Origin of the sequence: Qipengyuania aestuarii, assembly GCF_019711535.1 — a bacterium.
GTDB lineage: Bacteria > Pseudomonadota > Alphaproteobacteria > Sphingomonadales > Sphingomonadaceae > Qipengyuania > Qipengyuania aestuarii.
The window spans coordinates 447,395-465,164 of record NZ_JAIGNP010000002.1; the positions used below are offsets into that span (position 1 = coordinate 447,395).

A 17,770-nucleotide genomic window follows, 5' to 3' on the forward strand; every position below is an offset into this window, starting at 1 on the left:
TTATCTACCAAGTCGATCGACGAGGATCAGCGCCGACGATCCTATCGAGAATATCTGCAAGAAGGTATCCAGACGTCGGCGGGCGGGTGAATCACCTACCATAATTATGTCTCCAGGAAAGATTCGGGGGTCGGCGTAATTGCCGCGGGCGATCGCCCCTAAATTGAAAACACCGATGTACTGCTCGCCTTTCGCTTCGCGAAATACCAAAACGTCGTCCAATTTCGCGTACTCGGTCGTGCCTCCAGCAACATTTATTCCTCGGAGTAGAGTCAGCGATTCACGCGCTGGAACAGAACCTGGATTTTTAACTTGTCCTCCGATCGAAATCGATGGAGGGGTCACGTCTACTGGGACCACATTCACGGATGGGCTAACAAGGTATCCGTCAGCTAGCAGCGACCGAATGGTGTTAGCTATTTGGTTTGGCGTGCGCCCGGCGCTTTCGACGGAGCCAATAAGAGGAAAATTTATAAATCCATTTTCATCCACGAGGTAGGTTGCTGAAAGTGTGCTGTCTTGCGGAACGGAGATCTCCAATCGATCTAGGGGAGCAACGGTGGCAAACTGAACCACCTCTGGCGTAGGCAGATCGCTGAGTTCTGTAAGAGATATTTCAGGGGCGGAAGCTACCGTTCTGTTCGTCTGACATCCTACCAATAACAAGCATGAGCAAGCAAGAAGCGCCAAGGGCCTGATGGTCATTGCTATTCTTTCTCTTATCACTACCAAAGGAGGCGCTCGATCCCCAAGCGCATAGGCGGTGGCCTATATCGTAAACTCCTTCGAAATCAATGGAAACTGGTTAATCGGCGCTGGCCGCCGGCGGAAGGCTCCCTCTCACGAGAGCAACCATCGCTACAGCCAGAAGCGCTTGAAATAAGGGCGTCCTAAGAGGGTAATCGAATGCACTGCTTAGAAGTAAGACTGCAAGCGATCCCATGAAGACAGCCCAAAAAGCTTTCGCTTTTTTAGCGGATAGCTTCTGCCCCGCTTTTACAGTGGCGAAGATCGCCAGTGAGAAAGTCGCCGCCCAGAGCAGGATATTCACAAGACCGCCTTCAATCGCCAATTGTAGAATATCATTGTGGGCCATATTAATGTAATTGGGACTAAGTAGTTCATCTGGTTCAGAAATTCGGAAAGCGGCTTCAAACGAGCCTATTCCGGAACCAAAAGGAAAGTAGACTTTCAGCATCTGCCACGAAACTGGATTTATTATAAATCGAACATCAGCCAGGGGCTCTTCGCTCGAAATTTCATCAAGTGCAATAATCCGCCCGCTCATGAAATAAGCACCGGTTATCAATAGAAAAGTTGCACTTGCGACTAAAATAGGAACGGAAACAAATTTAAACGTTTCTTTTTTCTTACTTGAGGGTTCGAGTGCGGCAACGTAGCAGAATAAGAATATGATGCCAGCAATTGCCAAAGTTATTAAACCTGCGCGGGATCCGTTTACGATCGCTAATAAAAATATCAAAATGGCACTTCCAAGTGAAGCTTGGCGCATCCATCGGTCAGTCGAAAGTGTAAGAGATAAAGCGGCAATGAGGATTCCTAAGCTTGCGAATACCGCATTGTGGTTTGTGTTTGCGAAAAGTCCGACCATACGGCCGGTGCTAGTGATCGCGTAGAAGTAAAATTCTCCAGTCATGTTTTGAAGGAGGCCCAATAAACTTGATGCGAGAGCGAGGCCAACGATTGCGAAACATATGTGACGAGTAACTTGCTGCCCCAAATTTATCGCTGCAATTATCGGAGCGAGAAATGCTGGTAGATACGCAAGAGCGTTCAAGGTGCGAGCTGGAGCAAGGGAAATGGGCCGTGCTGGTTCAATGCCCAAGGCGAGATCCAGCCGGGCAATCGGGCCGCGCCCAGGTAGATGCGACCAAATATCGAAGGGTAATGGGATAAGCTGTATAACCATCCAAACGATGTAAATAGCAACAATTGCTAGCAGCCTCTTGAAACCAGCTAAATCACGCAAGCGAATAACTGCTAAAGCCAGCAATAACCATAAAATAGGCTGAAGTATCGCTACCTGCATCAAGTCGTAACGCGAACTTCCCCCAAAAGCTGCGACAGACACTATTACCGCATAAAATATCCATAGGTCTATGGATATCGGTTGGCGCAGCTTCTGAGGCGATCGGCGCTTCATCCGCACCATGGATTTTGATCGTAAGGTTTCTTGCATATGGGTCTCGAGGAGAGATGATTCCGTTTCTCGGCGCGCGAAGTCGGCTGCGCTTTAGTTTACCTTGGCATCTTCTGCAAATTCGGCGATACAAACCGGCGGCCACCGCTTGGCAAGGCACTTACTCTTTGAATTTGAACAAGTAAAATAATTGGGTGTTGCATTGCGTATTTGCATTACAGTTAATTCCGCGTGGAACATTTGGAATTTTCGCCTGCCACTGATCCAGGCGCTTCTGAGGGATGGCCATGAAGTGGTGGTTTTAGCACCAGCTGATGAATGCGTTCGAAATTTGGAGTCCACTGGATGTAGGTTCGAATACCTCCCCATGGATCGGAAGGGCCTTAATCCATTTGTCGAACTGAGGTTCTTATGGCGTATCGCGCGTAAATTCCGTGAAATCAAACCAGACCTTATTTTAGGATTCACCGTCAAAAACAATGTATTTGGCGCTCTTGTGGCTGCTTGGTTGAAAATTCCTTTTGTCCCTAACGTCACCGGCCTAGGGACTGCTTTCATGTCTAGCGCAGCGTTACGCGCTGTTACGGTGAGATTGTATAGTTATTGTTTCCGTCATTGTCCGCATGTGTTCTTTCAGAACGAGGACGATCAAGCGTTATTTATTGAATTGCGTATAGTAGACGCAGAGAAAACTACTGTTTTGCCGGGGTCTGGCATTGATCTTCGCGCGTTCCCTTACACTGATCTACCTCACAATAATGGGGGCACCAAATATTTGATGATATCGAGATTGCTAAGAGATAAGGGAGTAATAGAATACGTCGAAGCTGCGAAATTAGTAAAGCCTTATGCTCCCGATATCCAATTTTTGATTCTTGGCGACTTCGATGCCGAAAACCGAACGGCTATTTCTCGACACGACTTAGAAAATTGGCAAAATTCCGGGGTTATCAAGCATTTGGGGCGCGCAAGTGATGTGAGGGGTTATATCGCTCAAGTCGACTGTATTGTCCTGCCATCCTATAGAGAAGGAGCGCCGAGAACGCTTATTGAAGCAGCTGCTATGGGCCGGCCTATCGTCTCTACTGACGTTCCAGGTTGTCGATCGGTCGTGGACGAAGGAAAAAGTGGCTACCTTTGTGAAGCTCGCAGCCCTCGCAGTCTAGCTGATGCAATCTTACGGTTTGAAAGCTTGGATCAAGAGGCCCGGGCAAGGATGGGCCGGGCAGGTAGGCAGAAGATGGAGCGGGAGTTCTCGGTCGACAAGGTTATTGCAGCATACCGCAGGGTTGTCGAATTAACAACTAGGGAAAGTCTTGCAAGAAGGGGGCCCCTGGTCTAGCTGCCCGGCGCACTCATGATAGCAGCATTTTAGGATCATCCTTGGCGCAAACAAAACCCATTGCAGTCATCGGCTTAGGCTATGTCGGCCTTCCTCTCGCCGTAGAGCTTGGAAAGCGACGTAAGGTCATTGGCTACGATATCGACTGCAAGCGTATTTCCGAACTGGCCGATCAGCATGATAGAACGCGAGAGGTCGACAGCGAGGACCTCGCGAGTGCGCTGCATTTGCAACTTACATCTAATCGCGCTGACCTTGATGAGGCACGAATATTTATCGTTACGGTGCCCACTCCAATCGACGGTCATAAGCGACCAAATCTCGCTCCCCTGATTGGCGCATCTGAAACGGTGGGTGCTTCGCTGAAGACCGGCGATATAGTGATTTACGAGAGCACGGTATATCCTGGCGCTACCGAGGAAGAGTGCGTTCCTGTATTGGAGCGTGTGTCTGGGTTAAAGTATAACCAAGATTTCTATTGTGGGTATAGTCCAGAAAGAATAAATCCTGGCGACAAGGAGCACCGCCTTCCAACCATACGTAAGGTGACGTCAGGATCTACTCCAGAAGTGGCTGAGGAAATAGATAAACTTTATTCTCAAATCATCACCGCGGGAACTTTCAAGGCGGAAAGTATCAGGGTAGCGGAAGCTGCAAAAGTGATCGAGAACACGCAAAGAGATTTGAATATTGCGCTGGTCAATGAACTTGCACTTATTTTCGGAAAATTGGGGATCGACACCGAGGCAGTGCTTGAGGCGGCGGGTACCAAATGGAATTTCCTGCCTTTCCGCCCCGGTTTGGTTGGCGGTCACTGCATCGGAGTTGACCCTTATTATTTGACGTACAAAGCCGAATCGATCGGATACAATCCGGAAGTGATCCTTGCGGGTCGCCGGATCAACGATACTATGCCAACCTATGTTGCTGGGGAGCTGGTGAAGGCGATGCTGAAGCGTCGCCTTCATGTGCAGGACTCGCGTATTCTTGTCCTAGGATTTGCCTTCAAAGAAAATTGTCCAGACGTGCGCAACACTAAGGTTGTCGATATGGTCAGAGAGCTTGAGGATTTTGGTTCAAAGGTTGATATCTTTGACCCGTGGGTGGACCCTCTTGAAGCTAAGCATGAATACGGCATATCCCTTACTGATGAGATAGCAGAGGGTATTAAATACGACGCGGTCATCTTGGCTGTGCCCCATGACGGTTTGGTTCGAAATGGTGCGGAATCGATCCGTAAGTTACTTCGGCCTGGGGGTGTCTTTTACGATCTGAAGAGCGTCTTTCCGCAGGCACATAGCGATCTGCGGCTGTAGACGTAACGCGAGGCTGGCTTCGCTGGTTGCTAGGAGGTTTATAAAAAATGCGCGTACTAGTTACCGGTGTGGCCGGGTTCATTGGCTTTAGCGTCGCCCGGTCATTGATGAATCGTGGGGATACCGTTCTCGGCGTCGACATTGTCAACGATTACTATGATCCGACGCTAAAAGAAGCGCGTCTATTACGTTTGAATGAGCAATTCGGCTCGCGTTTTTCATTCATCCGGGCAGACTTCGCGGACATGAAAGCGTTGTCCGATGCGCTCAAAGGAGAGCGCTTTGACCGCATCGTGCACCTTGGGGCTCAAGCGGGAGTGCGTTATTCGATAGAGAATCCTCACGCATACCTTTCGGCTAACCTTGCCGGACATCTCAATATGCTTGAAGTCGCTAGGCAACGTGAGTGCGAGCACATGGTATATGCTAGTTCGAGCAGTGTATATGGAGGGAATACCAAGCTCCCCTTCTCGGTAGATGATCGCGTCGACCATCCGGTGAGCCTCTATGCTGCAACTAAGCGTGCGGACGAATTGATGAGCGAATGCTATGCACATCTATATCGCTTGCCGCAAACCGGTCTTCGTTTTTTCACGGTTTATGGCCCTTGGGGCCGTCCAGACATGATGATGTGGATCTTCACCCGCAAGATCCTGTCAGGCGAACCGATCCCAGTGTTTAACCACGGCGACATGTGGCGTGATTTCACTTTCATCGATGACATCGTTTCGGGCGTCATTGCCTGTCTCGACAATCCTCCCGCCGACGATGGCGAAATGAAGGCCGGCGGCAGCTTCAAACCGCATCGTCTGTACAATATCGGCAATCACAGGTCAGAACACCTGATGAAAGTGGTCGACATCCTGCAGACCGAACTCGGACGGGAGGCGGATGTCGATTTTCAGCCCATCCAGCCCGGCGACGTGCGCCAGAGCTTCGCCGACATCGATGCGATCCGCAACGATCTGGGATATGAACCCACTACGAGCATCGATGTAGGTGTTCCGAAATTCGTTGAGTGGTATCGGGACTATCATGGCCTTTAAATAGGGCTCGAATGACGGGCCTACACAACGTTTGAGCGTGCCGGATGCTATGCAAAATGAACTTTGTGGCCACACGGACGTTTTTTACTGACAAGCGAATAAGCTGAAAATTTTTCCTCATCTTATTCTAAGCACACGAAATAACCCTATCGACAGGGCCAAGATTCTTGTAAGTATCCCTGCATCAATATGCGAAGTGCTCGCTTTCCGATCGGATTGCTCTATTTTCAGTATAGCCCTCGCAGTTTCGCGCCTCACCCCCCAGCGTCCGCCAAGCATTCCGAAGGCTCCGGCCCCGTACTGATCGATATGGTCAAAGCCGGTTCGTCGGAACAGCTTTTCATTCTCTACCCGAACGGCATCCATCACATGCCGAGTTGCGCGTTTGGCCGGAGAGAGAGAAACGCCGTCGGAAAAATAACGCTGTTCGTACAAAAACGAAGGTATCATAACAGCAACATTGTCGCGCATGAGACGCATCCAAAGATCCGATCCCTGTCCAACACTGAACACGGTTCTATAGCCACCGACTGCATCGTAAACCGACCGGCGATACATTAGTTCTCCGTGCGAAAAACAGTTAAATACGATAGTACCTTCTACCGGCGCCGCAGGAGAGGCTTCTGAAAATTCCCCAGTTCGGAAATTGCGCGTTCGGTAGTAGCATCCTGCGATAGCAGCATCTGGTTGCGCCCGAAGAGCTTCATACTGTAGGCGCAGCCGAGTTGAGGAGCTAACGTCTCCCGCCCCTTGAATTGCTATGAACGGGGCCGTAGTCGCTTCGATGGCCCGTCTGATTGCCATCGTGAAACCGGTGTTTTCCTGGTGTATCACCCGCAGGCGCGGATCGTCGTAGGCGTCCAAGACGTTGCGTACCTTTGGATCCGGGCTGCCGTCATTGACCACTATAATCTCGAAATCGTCCAAGTCTTGCGAAAGCAAGCTGTCGATAGTGTCGCCGATATATGCGGCGCGGTTATACACCGCGCAAACGACCGATACTTTCGTCATGGCATTTCCAACTGTACGGTATTGGCGGGAACAATGCGACCATCCGTGCTTACGAAACCAACCTCTGCGTCCAATCGATGGCCCGTCGAGGAGCGGGTCGCCTCATCGATTTCGGCAATAAGTGCCAGCACATCTCGGGCTCTTGCATTCCCTGTATTCACGATGAAGTTCGCATGTTGGGGCGACACCATCGCGCCACCGATGCGCTTCCCCTTGAAGCCGAGCCGCTCGATGACGGCTCCCGGCGGCCCCACGTCAGCATACATCGTCGGGTTCGACTTGAACACAGAGCCACAATTCGGTTGTTTTCTCGGAAATTTGCTGCTTCGGTCAGTCAGGATTGTGAGCATCTCGGAATGAATTTCCGCCCGGTGACGCGGTTGGAACCGCATTCGCACCGACGTGATGATCTCGTCATTCGTTTGAAATACCGACTTCCTGTATCCGAATTCGCATTCATCGACATCGCGCGAAATCGTGTGGCCGGAACCGCCCACGCTTCTCACCTCGCAAACATTCGCCGCGATGCCCTTGCGTTGACTGCCGCCATTCATGCAAATCAGTCCTCCGAGAGTACCCGGAATGCCGCAAATATGTTCCGCTCCACCGAGCCCAGCCTGCATAAGCTTGCGCGCTAGACCTGGAACCCATGCGCCGGCTTCAACCCATGCAGTGTTATCGGAAATGGCGACTTTCGACATATTACGGCTGATCTGAATGCACGGAGCTCGAAGCCCTGCATCGTCGAACAGCAAATTCGTCATCTGGCCAATTACGACCGGCCGGATTTTTCGAGCGGCGAACCAATGACACAAACTTGCGACTTGCTCAGTCGACGAGGGTCGCAAAACGACATCGGCCAGACCGCCGATACGCCACCAACTAACTGTCGAAAGGTCGACGTCCCGACTGAGTCTTCCGTCACAACGCGCTGCCAATTCAATAATATCGCTGTCGTTCAGGCGATCCATTCTGCTTCGGCCCCCAGCGAACGAAGTTTATCGGCAAAATCAACATAACCACGTTCAATCTGCCAAGCGTCATTGATGACTGTCTCGCCCATAGCGGTCAGACCACACAACGCCAACGCCGCACCAGCCCGCAAATCGAGAGCACGTACTTCCGCTCCCACTAGCCCGCCACGCTTACCGTGGATAATTAACATATCGCCAATCACCTCATGTTGTAGACCCATTCTCGCCATTTCTTCGGCGTACGCGTAACGCCCTGGAAAGCGGAGATCGATAATGCGCGATTCACCCATGCAGGACGATGCCCATGCTGCGAGAATTGGCTGCACATCCGAATTAATACCTGGATGAGGACCTGTAGAAATCTCGATAGGGTATGGGCTACCGCCGCGAACGATTAGAGCGTTTTCATGGGCAAATAGGCGTGCACCCGCAGCTTTAAGGTGGCTGAGGACCACTTCGAGATCCGAGAAAGGAAAGTCGATAATTTCCACATCACCGTCGGTCATGACCGCACCAACAAGCCAGGTAATTGCCTCCATATTATCCGCGATAACCCCATGCTCCGCTCCCGTGAGTTCATCTACACCGGTGATTTCGATATGTTCTTGGCCAAATACGCGAATTTTGGCTCCCATTGAACGTAGCAGCGCAATCAAATCGAGTATTTCTGGCCGGATGTGCGGATTCCAAACTCGCGTAATTCCGTGGGACAGCGTTCCGCAGAGGATTGCGTTCTCGGTCGCTCCCGTCGAGCGCAATGGAAGATTGATATCAGCGCCTGTGAGCCTTTCGTCAGTCGCCTCTGCGCACAGGAAATCGCCTTCTTCCCACACACGAGCCCCTAGCCGTTCTAGTAGCATTACATGAAGATCGTACTTGCGCTCGCCCAATTTACAGCCACCCGGCAACGGCACTTTCGCTGCTCCAAGCCTAGCTGTTAAGGCACCAAGGATCAGAAGTGTGTTACGGATCGAACGGCCGTCCCAATCGAGTTGCTCACGAATTGGGTTTCGCTCCACGATCTCGATTCGATCGCCATCAGTTTTGCAGGCTTTTCCAAGTGCTTCGAGCATCCCGACATGAACCTGCGCGTCCAAAAGTGCGGATGGGTAGTTAGTGAGCGTAACGCGCTCCGTCGTCAAAAGGCTTGCCGCAAGTAGGCGCAACGCAGAATTCTTTGCTCCGGACAACGCAACCGTGCCATGAAGTCGAGAGGGATGTATCTGTAGTCTTTTCAATTACCTAATCCATATTTCTTTGAGGCAAAGTCGACACGATGCGCGCAGGCGCGCCAACACATACCGAATTATCAGGAATATCGGACAGAACGACTGAATTTGCACCGATGACGCAATTACGCCCCACGCGTACTTTGCCGATGATAGCGGTACCGGAAAAAATGACCGTCCCCGCTCCAATAATTGGGTAATTGTTGCGTTGGAAATCGCCCATACGCGCACCACCAAGCGTGACGGACTGAAAAATCACTACTTTTTCCTCTACAATCACCCCACTTCCAATGACTATTGCTGTTGGATGAGGAAATTTTACCGACCGGTCGATCCTTGCGGTGGACGAAATATAGTTGCCAGTTGCTTGGAGCCGTTGGGAAAAAAATTTTGCTAAGCGATTAAGCCCTTTTTCCCTTAAATACTGACTTACCCTAATATAGCCTGCGCATCGACGAGTGGTTGGGCCCAATAAAATTCCTTTGAGATCGCCGGGACGTACAGAATATTTGAGCTGTTTAACTTTGCTCAATTTGCATCTCCATCCTTCAGCCTTGTCATAACAATATACGATATCGATATGTAAAAAATGACCATAACTATTGAATAGATTGAAAGAACGCGATCTTGGCTAAAGTTAAGTCTCTCTGCAATTAGGAAGACGGCGCATACTGCAATCAACCGAGACACGTTAATCAAAAGGAACAACGACTGATCCCGGAAAATATTAAGCAGCTGCATGAGTGGAGCTGATGTAAATTGGAAAACCGTAACTGCTGCAAGAATAGATGCGAAATGGCCGGCCATTTCCCATTCTTGGCCGAGTGTGAGGGCGAATAATTGCGGACCAAAAATAAAGAGAACCAAAGCTGGACCGATCGAGGCAACGAACAATCGCAGTTGAGTCTGCTTGGCCATCTTGTAAATCTTATTTCGGTTTTTCAAACCCAGCTTCGCCGCTTCTGCGTAAAGCGCGTTACCCATTGCTGTTCCAATCAGACCTAAAGGCAGAAGGAGCGTCGTCATTGCGACGCTCAAAGCACCCGTAATTGCAGGGGTGTATAGATACGCAAATCCGATGAGAGGGAGCTGTTTGGCAAACTGCAGTAAAAATTGAGAAGGCAGTCGATAAATGGGGAACGAACCGTACAATAAGGCTATTCGACGCATCCGGCTTGGCCGAACGTGCTTTACGCTTCGTGTGAAATCCGTCCAGAATGCTTTTGTCATCGCGAGAGTTCCTCCACTCTGCGCCACGACCTGGCCAATCATTAGGCCACCAGCCCCAAAAGAGATGAGACCGAGCCCGATCTTAACGAAGCTTCCCCACAATCGTTGCGTTACGTTTGTGCGGGCAACGATTTTGTAAGACCGTCGCCGTGTAGCCCAGTAACTTAGAATTTCGTAAATTGCGCCACCCATACAGCCGGCGACTATCAGCCACCACCAAGCTGCCAGTTCCTCCATCGAGAATAAGCGCAAAACTGGGGTCGCATTGGCCCAAAGTATCAGGGCCATAATAGCGCCTAATCCCACGAGCGTTAGGACTGACACCGCAACAACGTTCATAGCCGTTGCATCACGCCGAGCCAATGGGATCGCCAAGCCGTATCGGAGCGTAAGGATCGGTGTAACAATTTGAACCAACGCCGAGAACACAGCCATAATACCAAAATCACCAGGTGTGTACAATCGCGTCAATATAGGGAGCGACAAAATGCCGATCAATTTTGCGATGGCGCTGCCGCTAGCGAGTACCGCCATTCCACGAAAAACGCTTTCGATGTCCTTATGGAGCACCAAGCGAACCAAACGACTAACAAAGGGACTGCGGAACATCAGGTTAGGTCCTGCGCAAAACAACATCTTGACTAGCAGGGAGTCGACGGAACAAGTCCTCGAGAATTACCCGATGTAAGCTATTGTGGCCTACAACGTTTGCACCAGAATTTTACCGTCGTAGCAAGTCACATTGAGATTCGATGCGGCGTTAGCAGCAACCAGTCTGAATGCCAGCGTTAAAGTCATATCTGGGAGTGCGAGCTTTTCCAAAGTCAGCTAGAATACCGTTTTGCGGCTGACACATTCCGCCAAAACCGCTCTATCAGAGAATATTCATTTTGATCATTCGGAAAAAGAAAGCCTTCACTTTTGCATTGAGCAACGACAAGGCCGCTCGCATGTTATCCAAGCGAACCATCTCGATCCTTCTCCCAGATCTGCGAGGGGGGGGCGTTGAACGAATCCGCCTTGCGCTGGCCGAACAATTCGCCCAGGCGGGTCACCGCGTAGAGTTTATATTAATGCAAACGCACGGTGAGCTGATTGCAGAGGCACGAGAGCGTTTCTCTGTCATAGGCCTGGATGTCTCACGAGCGCGGTCCTTGGTAGCTCCACTCTCACGCTATATTACAACAGCCAAACCCGACGTTCTGCTTGCAGCCATGTGGCCGCTCACCGTTATAGCTCCTCTCGCGGCGCGCCTATCAAGACATCGCTGCATGGTACTCGTGTCGGAGCACAATCAATTGTCAGTGCAATACAAATCGAGGGGCGCGCTTCATAATGCGGCTTTAAGACTTAGTATGGCAGCGGGCTATCGTATGGCAGATGCACGAGTGGCCGTATCGAAGGGTGTCGCGGATGATCTAGCCCATCTCTCTGGCCTTTCACGCAAAAAATTTCGGGTGATCCACAATCCGATTGCGAATAGAGTTCGCGATTCGTCGGAGCGGACGGCTCACTCACTGAAGCGTTGGGGGACAGCAGAAGGAAAACGTGTAATAACGGTTGGCAGTTTTAAAGCTCAAAAAAACCACGCCTTACTCCTCGACGCTTTTCATGCAATAGCCGGTCCGGAGGACCGACTAATGTTATTAGGTTCGGGTCCACTTGAAGGAGAATTGCGCGCCCAGGCTCGCCACCTCGGCCTTGCCCAGAAAGTCATTTTTGCGGGCTTTCAACCGGATCCAACACCTTTTTACGAAACGGCTGATCTGTTCGTTCTATCTTCTGATTATGAGGGTTTCGGAAACGTTATCGTTGAAGCCTTGGCGGCGGGCACGCCTGTCGTGTCGACGGACTGCCCCTCCGGCCCGGCGGAAATTTTAAAAGATGGCAAGTTTGGAACCCTAGTTCCTGTGAGCGACAAAAAAGCGCTCGCAGCTGCGATGCAGAAAAGTATGAAAACTCCCTTGGATGGCGACAAACTCCGCAACAGAGCAGCAGATTTCTCTCCCGAACGTGCCGCGCATTCTTATTTAGCCGCGCTGGGCTTGTCACTTTGAAGCTGCGCCGTAGCAGTCCTATGCTTTAGTCAGACAATTTTGCATTCAACAGCGCAATTAGCTCTGGGCGGTGCTAGCAGCTGCCTTGCCCCAAACAGGTGATTTTATGAAGCCCAGCGTAATTTATGTCACCCGCAACGGTTTGCTCGAGCCTCTCGGTCAGAGCCAGGTGCTTGGATATTTGCTCCAACTGTCCAACGATTACGACATTGTGCTTTTCACGCGCGAGAAAGAGGCTGATTGGGCAAACCTTCCGCAGCGCCAGAGACAGAAGGCGCAGTGTGAGACTCATAATATCGATTGGCGGCCCTCTCTTTTCAAGCCGAGGCGCACTTTTCTCACTCCACTGCGAGACATGTTAGATAGTGCGCTAGAAGTTAAAAATGCCGTACTCGAAACCAATGCGAGCCTTATTCACGCTCGTTCCTATCTGTCAGCAGCTGTGGCACGCTGGGTGTCTCGCAAGACAGGCGTTCCCTTTATCTTCGATATGCGAGCGCTCTGGCCAGAAGAATTGATCGTCGCGAAAAAGATCACTCGTGGCGGAATTCCGCATCGTGTATTGACGCTATTCGAAAAACTATGTCTCCGTGATGCAGCCGCGGTAATCTCTCTTACCCATGCCGCTTCCCGATATCTTAAGGCGACTTATCCGCAAGAGCTTCAAAATAAAGCGATCGAAGTAATCCCCACATGCGCAGACCTGAATCGTTTTCGTCCCGGACTGACGAAGCCCGTTATCGAAACGCATGCGGCGATCGGAACAATGCTTAGTGGCTGGTTTTTGACAGAATGGCTGCGCAACTGGTTCGAGTTGTGCGAGAAACGGTCCCCAAATTGCAATTTCGAAGTAATCACGCGAGACGCTGCAGTTCTGGTCCGCAAACAGATTGATCCATTGGGGCGGTTGGGCGGCCGTTTAAAAATCCAGTCGAAAACACCCGATGAAATGCCGCTCGCAATTCAGGGGCACTCGACATCTGCTATGTTTTTTACGAACGGTGTTGCCAAGCTGGGCAGTGCCCCGACGCGGCTTGCTGAGGTGCTTGGGTGTGGAGTTCCAGTTATCGTAAATGAAGGTGTGGGTGACGTCGCGGAGATTGTCCGGACGAACAAAATTGGAGTGGTAGTGTCGAGTGCCACCCCTGACGAGTTAGAACATGCGTACGACGAACTCGAAATTTTGCGCCGCGACAGACATCTCCCTGCTAGATGCCGAGAAACAGCACAAGAGATTTTTTCCCTTACAGCCGGGGCTAATAAATTTCGCGAAGTTTACGCCAGGATCATTAATTTCAACTCAATATCGACAGATCACAAATAGCGTATGAGTTCTCTCTCTCTGAAAAATAACGATTTTATCGCCTTCGATACATATCCGTAACGAGTTTCACGACATTCTGATGAATATTATTTTATGAAGGTCCGCGTTCTCTCTCGCTACGGTCGTACGGGCGCCTCCAGTCGATTGCGGTTCATCTCGTATGAGGCGGCGCTGCGCGATGCGGGTGTCACGATGGAAGTGATGCCGCTGTTCAGCGACGAATATATCGATGCACTTTATGGGCGGCGATCCAAAGGTAGGCACGCCGCAGCGGGATACGCCAGACGGCTCGGCGACATATTGTCTCCGGGAGATAACGATTTGCTTTGGATCCAGTCTGAGGCACTTCCATGGGTGCCGTGGGCAATTGAGCAGCAACTTCTCCCCGCCCGTTTACCGCGCGTTATCGATTGCGACGACGCGATCTTTCATAGATATGACAGCCACTCCTCGCCCATTGTGCGCAAATTGCTCGGACGCAAGATCGACAGTAGTTATGCGACCGCGTCACTCGTCACCGCTGGCAATTCCTATCTGGCCGAGCGAGCCAGGGCGGCGGGGGCACCGAATGTAGAAATCGTACCGACCGTGGTCGACTTGGATCGCTATCCCCAAGCGAAAAAGACGGACGGGATTGATCCCCCTGTTATCGGCTGGATCGGTACGCCGAACACCTGGGCCGAATATATCGAGCCCAAACTGGACCTGTTGCAGGCTATTGCCCGCGAAAACGGCGCAACCGTCAGGGGCATCGGGGCTCCGGCCACCTTCAGAGAGAATGTGGAAACGATCGCATGGAGCGAAGAAACCGAGGGAGAGTTGATCGCCGACTGCGACATCGGCATCATGCCCTTGTCGGATGCGCCATTCGCCCGCGGCAAATGCGGTTACAAGCTGATTCAGTTCATGGCTTGTGGCTTGCCAGTGATCGCTTCACCCGTAGGTGTGAACAGCGAAATAGTCGAACATGGCGTGAACGGATTTCTTGCCGAAACTGATAGAGAATGGGCTGATTACCTGAGGAGACTCGCATCCGATCCAGAGCTGCGCCTCCAGATGGGAGTGGCGGGTCGGAAAAAAGTGGAGAGTGAGTTTAGCCTCCAAGTCTGGGGCGCAAGGCTCACTGATCTACTTGTTGATGCAGTGGTTCGGAATCAATTATGATATACTTCGCAATATTTGTTCTATTGGTAATTTTAAGTTATTCCGACCCTCGCAGGTTATATTTCATTGTTTCTTTCGCTCTTTTTCTCTTTATCGCGTTTCGTTTTGAGACTGGATGCGATTGGTGGGGGTATTTCAACCAGTATCAGAGCCAAGGATCCCTTTCTTTCTACGCTGCCATTGAAGACCCCGAGCCGATTTGGAATCTAATTCTGCATTTCCAAATGGCCCTCGACATTCCCTATCCTTGGTTAAATGTGTTGTCCGCCGGGGTTTTTTTCTCAGGCATACATCAAATCGCTAAGCGTCAGAGCTCACCATTTACTTACCTTGTTCTACTATTCCCGATTTTGATGGTCAACATGCCCATGTCCGCAGTAAAACAAGCGACTGCTATCGGATTGATCTGTTTCGCCTTCATTGCCTTTTCAGAAAGGAAGGTTTTTCGCTTTGTAGCAATAACAGCAACGGCTGCTTTAATTCATAATAGCGCAGCCATTTTTTTGCTTTTATCGCCGTTGGTCGTCGGTGAGATTACGCAGCGACGCCTACTTTTTGCAGCTTTGCTAGCCCTTCCGGGGATGGCAGCTTTGCTGGCCACCGAAGGTGCGGAAGTGGCAACCACGCGATATGTCGACAGTGGAGTGGACGCCGCTGGCGCAATTTATAGAGTTCTATTGCTAGGAATTACCGGTTTCGCGTATTTTTACCTCAGGAAGCGGGGGTGGTTGGCTGAGGAGAGACATTTTTCACGCCTCACATTCATTGGCTCGATCATGATGATCGTTCTCCTCGCGATTTTGCCTTTGTCGAGTGTCATCGCAGACCGATTTGGTTATTATCTTATCCCCATCCAGGCGATAATCTTCGCAAATCTCCGCTTTTCTCATTTTCCGCATTTCAGGTGGGTTATAGTATCCTCGCCATTTGTCGTTCTACTTATTACCTTTGGCGTTTGGACTAACTACTCAGGCCATTTCAATCTCTGCTATGTTCCCTACAAATCTTGGATTCTTGGTTTTCCAGACGGTTATTACTCTATTTATCGTTGAAGAAGAATAAAGAGCTCACGATAGGGACGAGTTGTCATAAGTTATAATTTTTGCAAGTTCATCCTATTATCTGATTTTTTACTGGCATGCACGGCCCCACGACGGAAAACCCGCTCACCTTGGAACGCTTCATCCCGATCGTCGCCTGTCTAACTGATCTCGAAACCGCCCGGCTTATGTTCGAGCTTGGGGGGAGGCGCCACACCGATCCCCCATCGTCTAGACAATGGAAGGGATCGCCGATGGGCTACCTTGCTCTCCTGATCAAATTTTCGACGAACTCGGTCGCGCCGATCTGGCGGAAGTCCGCCGTCGCATGCATCTGGACATCGGCGAGTTCAACAGAATCTTCGCCTTTCTCTGCCAACCGCTCCTCACCAAAGAGGACGAACTCCGGCGCCTTTTGGAAACTTGGAAGGAGGAGTTGTCCGGCCCGGCGGTCGAGCGAATACGTCGACCCTTCTGGCCTGACTTCGAAGCCGGACGGCCGCTTGACCGCTATGTTCAAGGTGCGACGAGCATCGACCAGGATCTTGCAGCGCTTCATAGAAGCCGCCGGTGCAGTTGTCGGCGCCCGGTATTTCGCCGACGGCATTCCCGATCCATGGAAGGCAGCGAGATCGAATTCCTGGACCGGGCGAAAGCCTGGCCGGCGAGGATGGCGCACCCGTCAAACCCGAGGCCTTGGGACTGAATACGCATGATCTGATGGGCGAGCAGGAGCGGGAGCGACGGGAACGGCTCGAGACCGAGAAGCGAACCATAAGTTTCGCTGGCAACCCGCTCGATGCGCGCGCTGCAGCCTTTGCGAGGTCTCTGATCGACTTGGCCGACGACAAAATGTCCGATGGCGAGTGGCTGACACGATCACGTCGGCGTTTCTCCCTTGCCGAACAGGCGATCCGAAAGAAGAGCCGGTCCGGCCAGGGAGGCGGCCAGGGAGGCGGAGGGCGCAGGTCGGCGCGGACCACCGAGGAGATTCGTTCGGCGATGGGCTTCCTGTGCGAGATCTCCCGAGCCGCTTCCTCGCGGAGAAGCACAGGGAGCGGTACCTAGGCGGCCATCGGAAAACTGAGCGCCAGACGGCGCGATATCTATCATGAGATCAGCGAGCTGAGCACGATCCCCTTCGACGTGAAGCGGGATAAGCCTGAATTTCACGTCCAGCCGACAAGAGTTCCATTAGGCGGACAGGTAACCGTACTGCCGCGCTGCCTTGATCATTTGCTTTGCGATGAGGAAGGGATGTGCCCGGAAAAATTGAGCGGGCTGGAAATGAAGGGGCAGGCGGTCGAAATGGAGAGGAAGGGATGCATCGGCTGGTATCGCGACCCATCTTGCACCAGTCAGGATTCGGTTGAAATTGTCTATGACTATGCTGGAGACACGTTGGTCCTGCGCCCCGACTTCCTGTTTTTCAGCGCGGATGAGAGCGGTGCCGTCAATGTGGACATTGTCGATCCCAACGGAGATTTTCTTGCTGGCAGCGCGTCGAAGCTACGCGGGCTTGCGGACTATGCCGAAAAACATGAAGCCAACTTTGAGCGCGTTGAAGCTGTGGCCAAAGTCGATGGCGCCGTTCTTATACTCGTTATGAAGGACGAGAATGTGCGCGATATGGTGCGCACCGAGGCCACTTCGAGAGACGCCTATCAAGGCGCACTGAGTAAGGCCCACGGCTAAATGCCCACCGCGTTTTTATGTTTTTTCATACAAGCCCAAGCCATCTCATCTAAGTCATAAATAAGATGGTGGGCGCGGCAAGGATTGAACTTGCGACCCCACCCGTGTGAAGGGTGTGCTCTACCACTGAGCTACGCGCCCGCCCTTGACGGCACCGAATGCCGGGCAGGGGCGGGCCTTT

General features: G+C 51.5%; 17 protein-coding genes and 1 tRNA gene. 9 read left to right on the forward strand and 9 right to left on the reverse strand.

Annotation, left to right across the window (positions count from 1 at the left end; genetic code table 11):
• The gene (locus K3175_RS07330) at positions 1 to 705 is read right to left on the reverse strand and encodes a polysaccharide biosynthesis/export family protein (RefSeq protein ID WP_221542714.1); all 705 of its coding nucleotides are present in this window, start codon (positions 703 to 705) and stop codon (positions 1 to 3) included.
• A 100-nt stretch (positions 706 to 805) separates the two neighbouring features.
• A complete protein-coding gene (locus K3175_RS07335; protein WP_221542715.1) occupies positions 806 to 2,164 on the reverse strand; it encodes an O-antigen ligase family protein in 1,359 nt (452 codons plus the stop codon).
• Positions 2,165 to 2,351: 187 nt separating this feature from the next.
• Here K3175_RS07335 and K3175_RS07340 point away from each other — a divergent pair, with 187 nt between their 5' ends.
• Genes K3175_RS07340 through K3175_RS07350 form a run of 3 tightly spaced genes read left to right on the forward strand, consistent with a single transcriptional unit; the run spans position 2,352 to position 5,865 of the window.
• Positions 2,352 to 3,503, forward strand: a complete 1,152-nt coding sequence (locus K3175_RS07340) for a glycosyltransferase family 4 protein (RefSeq protein WP_221542716.1) — start codon at positions 2,352 to 2,354, stop codon at positions 3,501 to 3,503.
• Between the two features lie 41 nt (positions 3,504 to 3,544).
• Positions 3,545 to 4,819 (forward strand): Vi polysaccharide biosynthesis UDP-N-acetylglucosamine C-6 dehydrogenase TviB, encoded by a 1,275-nt coding sequence (tviB, locus tag K3175_RS07345; RefSeq protein ID WP_221542717.1) that lies wholly within the window; start codon positions 3,545 to 3,547, stop codon positions 4,817 to 4,819.
• Positions 4,820 to 4,866: 47 nt separating this feature from the next.
• Positions 4,867 to 5,865, forward strand: coding sequence for an NAD-dependent epimerase/dehydratase family protein (locus tag K3175_RS07350; protein ID WP_221542718.1), 999 nt, complete (start codon positions 4,867 to 4,869; stop codon positions 5,863 to 5,865).
• A 117-nt stretch (positions 5,866 to 5,982) separates the two neighbouring features.
• Here the strand turns inward: K3175_RS07350 and K3175_RS07355 are convergent, their stop codons facing one another.
• From K3175_RS07355 to K3175_RS07375, 5 genes are read right to left on the reverse strand one after another with little or no spacing between them, the layout of a single operon-like run.
• Positions 5,983 to 6,876 (reverse strand): glycosyltransferase family 2 protein, encoded by an 894-nt coding sequence (locus K3175_RS07355; RefSeq protein WP_221542719.1) that lies wholly within the window; start codon positions 6,874 to 6,876, stop codon positions 5,983 to 5,985.
• Positions 6,873 to 7,847 carry a UDP-N-acetylmuramate dehydrogenase gene (gene murB, locus K3175_RS07360; RefSeq protein WP_221542720.1) on the reverse strand — a complete coding sequence of 325 codons (975 nt, stop codon included), beginning with the start codon at positions 7,845 to 7,847 and terminating at the stop codon, positions 6,873 to 6,875. The genes K3175_RS07355 and murB overlap by 4 nt, the downstream gene beginning before the upstream one ends.
• Positions 7,835 to 9,088: a UDP-N-acetylglucosamine 1-carboxyvinyltransferase gene (locus tag K3175_RS07365; RefSeq protein ID WP_221542721.1), complete on the reverse strand. Its 1,254-nt coding sequence runs from the start codon at positions 9,086 to 9,088 to the stop codon at positions 7,835 to 7,837. Before K3175_RS07365 ends, murB begins: the two co-directional genes overlap by 13 nt.
• A gap of 4 nt (positions 9,089 to 9,092) precedes the next feature.
• The gene (locus K3175_RS07370; protein WP_221542722.1) at positions 9,093 to 9,611 is read right to left on the reverse strand and encodes a serine O-acetyltransferase; all 519 of its coding nucleotides are present in this window, start codon (positions 9,609 to 9,611) and stop codon (positions 9,093 to 9,095) included.
• Positions 9,608 to 10,918, reverse strand: coding sequence for a lipopolysaccharide biosynthesis protein (locus tag K3175_RS07375; RefSeq protein WP_221542723.1), 1,311 nt, complete (start codon positions 10,916 to 10,918; stop codon positions 9,608 to 9,610). Before K3175_RS07375 ends, K3175_RS07370 begins: the two co-directional genes overlap by 4 nt.
• Before the next feature lie 281 nt (positions 10,919 to 11,199).
• Here K3175_RS07375 and K3175_RS07380 point away from each other — a divergent pair, with 281 nt between their 5' ends.
• The 4 genes from K3175_RS07380 to K3175_RS07395 all read left to right on the forward strand — a co-directional run bounded on the left by K3175_RS07380 (position 11,200) and on the right by K3175_RS07395 (position 15,906).
• Complete coding sequence (locus tag K3175_RS07380; RefSeq protein WP_221542724.1) at positions 11,200 to 12,366, forward strand: glycosyltransferase; 1,167 nt, start codon at positions 11,200 to 11,202, stop codon at positions 12,364 to 12,366.
• A gap of 106 nt (positions 12,367 to 12,472) precedes the next feature.
• Entirely contained in the window at positions 12,473 to 13,690 is a 1,218-nt protein-coding gene (locus K3175_RS07385; protein WP_221542725.1) for a glycosyltransferase, read from the forward strand.
• Positions 13,691 to 13,834: 144 nt separating this feature from the next.
• Positions 13,835 to 14,854, forward strand: a complete 1,020-nt coding sequence (locus K3175_RS07390) for a glycosyltransferase family 4 protein (RefSeq protein WP_221542726.1) — start codon at positions 13,835 to 13,837, stop codon at positions 14,852 to 14,854.
• Positions 14,851 to 15,906 carry an EpsG family protein gene (locus K3175_RS07395; protein WP_221542727.1) on the forward strand — a complete coding sequence of 352 codons (1,056 nt, stop codon included), beginning with the start codon at positions 14,851 to 14,853 and terminating at the stop codon, positions 15,904 to 15,906. Before K3175_RS07390 ends, K3175_RS07395 begins: the two co-directional genes overlap by 4 nt.
• Positions 15,907 to 16,153: 247 nt before the next feature.
• Here K3175_RS07395 and K3175_RS07400 read toward each other — a convergent pair whose 3' ends face one another.
• Complete coding sequence (locus tag K3175_RS07400; protein WP_221542728.1) at positions 16,154 to 16,501, reverse strand: hypothetical protein; 348 nt, start codon at positions 16,499 to 16,501, stop codon at positions 16,154 to 16,156.
• An 89-nt stretch (positions 16,502 to 16,590) separates the two neighbouring features.
• Between K3175_RS07400 and K3175_RS07405 the strand changes: the two genes are divergently transcribed.
• Positions 16,591 to 16,962, forward strand: coding sequence for a hypothetical protein (locus tag K3175_RS07405; RefSeq protein WP_221542729.1), 372 nt, complete (start codon positions 16,591 to 16,593; stop codon positions 16,960 to 16,962).
• Between the two features lie 78 nt (positions 16,963 to 17,040).
• Positions 17,041 to 17,589 (forward strand): hypothetical protein, encoded by a 549-nt coding sequence (locus tag K3175_RS07410; protein WP_221542730.1) that lies wholly within the window; start codon positions 17,041 to 17,043, stop codon positions 17,587 to 17,589.
• Between the two features lie 66 nt (positions 17,590 to 17,655).
• On the opposite strand, the gene K3175_RS07415 is transcribed toward K3175_RS07410, so the two are convergent.
• A tRNA-Val gene (locus tag K3175_RS07415) sits at positions 17,656 to 17,730 on the reverse strand.
• Positions 17,731 to 17,770: the final 40 nt, after the last annotated feature.

Bases quoted from the DNA above. Each gene is read 5' to 3' on its own strand.
- K3175_RS07330 (WP_221542714.1), bottom strand. From the start codon at position 705: ATGACCATCAGGCCCTTGGCGCTTCTTGCTTGCTCATGCTTGTTATTG.
- K3175_RS07335 (WP_221542715.1), bottom strand. From the start codon at position 2,164: ATGAAGCGCCGATCGCCTCAGAAGCTGCGCCAACCGATATCCATAGAC.
- K3175_RS07350 (WP_221542718.1), top strand. From the start codon at position 4,867: ATGCGCGTACTAGTTACCGGTGTGGCCGGGTTCATTGGCTTTAGCGTC.
- K3175_RS07355 (WP_221542719.1), bottom strand. From the start codon at position 6,876: ATGACGAAAGTATCGGTCGTTTGCGCGGTGTATAACCGCGCCGCATAT.
- murB (WP_221542720.1), bottom strand. From the start codon at position 7,847: ATGGATCGCCTGAACGACAGCGATATTATTGAATTGGCAGCGCGTTGT.
- K3175_RS07375 (WP_221542723.1), bottom strand. From the start codon at position 10,918: ATGTTCCGCAGTCCCTTTGTTAGTCGTTTGGTTCGCTTGGTGCTCCAT.
- K3175_RS07385 (WP_221542725.1), top strand. From the start codon at position 12,473: ATGAAGCCCAGCGTAATTTATGTCACCCGCAACGGTTTGCTCGAGCCT.
- K3175_RS07395 (WP_221542727.1), top strand. From the start codon at position 14,851: ATGATATACTTCGCAATATTTGTTCTATTGGTAATTTTAAGTTATTCC.
- K3175_RS07400 (WP_221542728.1), bottom strand. From the start codon at position 16,501: ATGCCGTCGGCGAAATACCGGGCGCCGACAACTGCACCGGCGGCTTCT.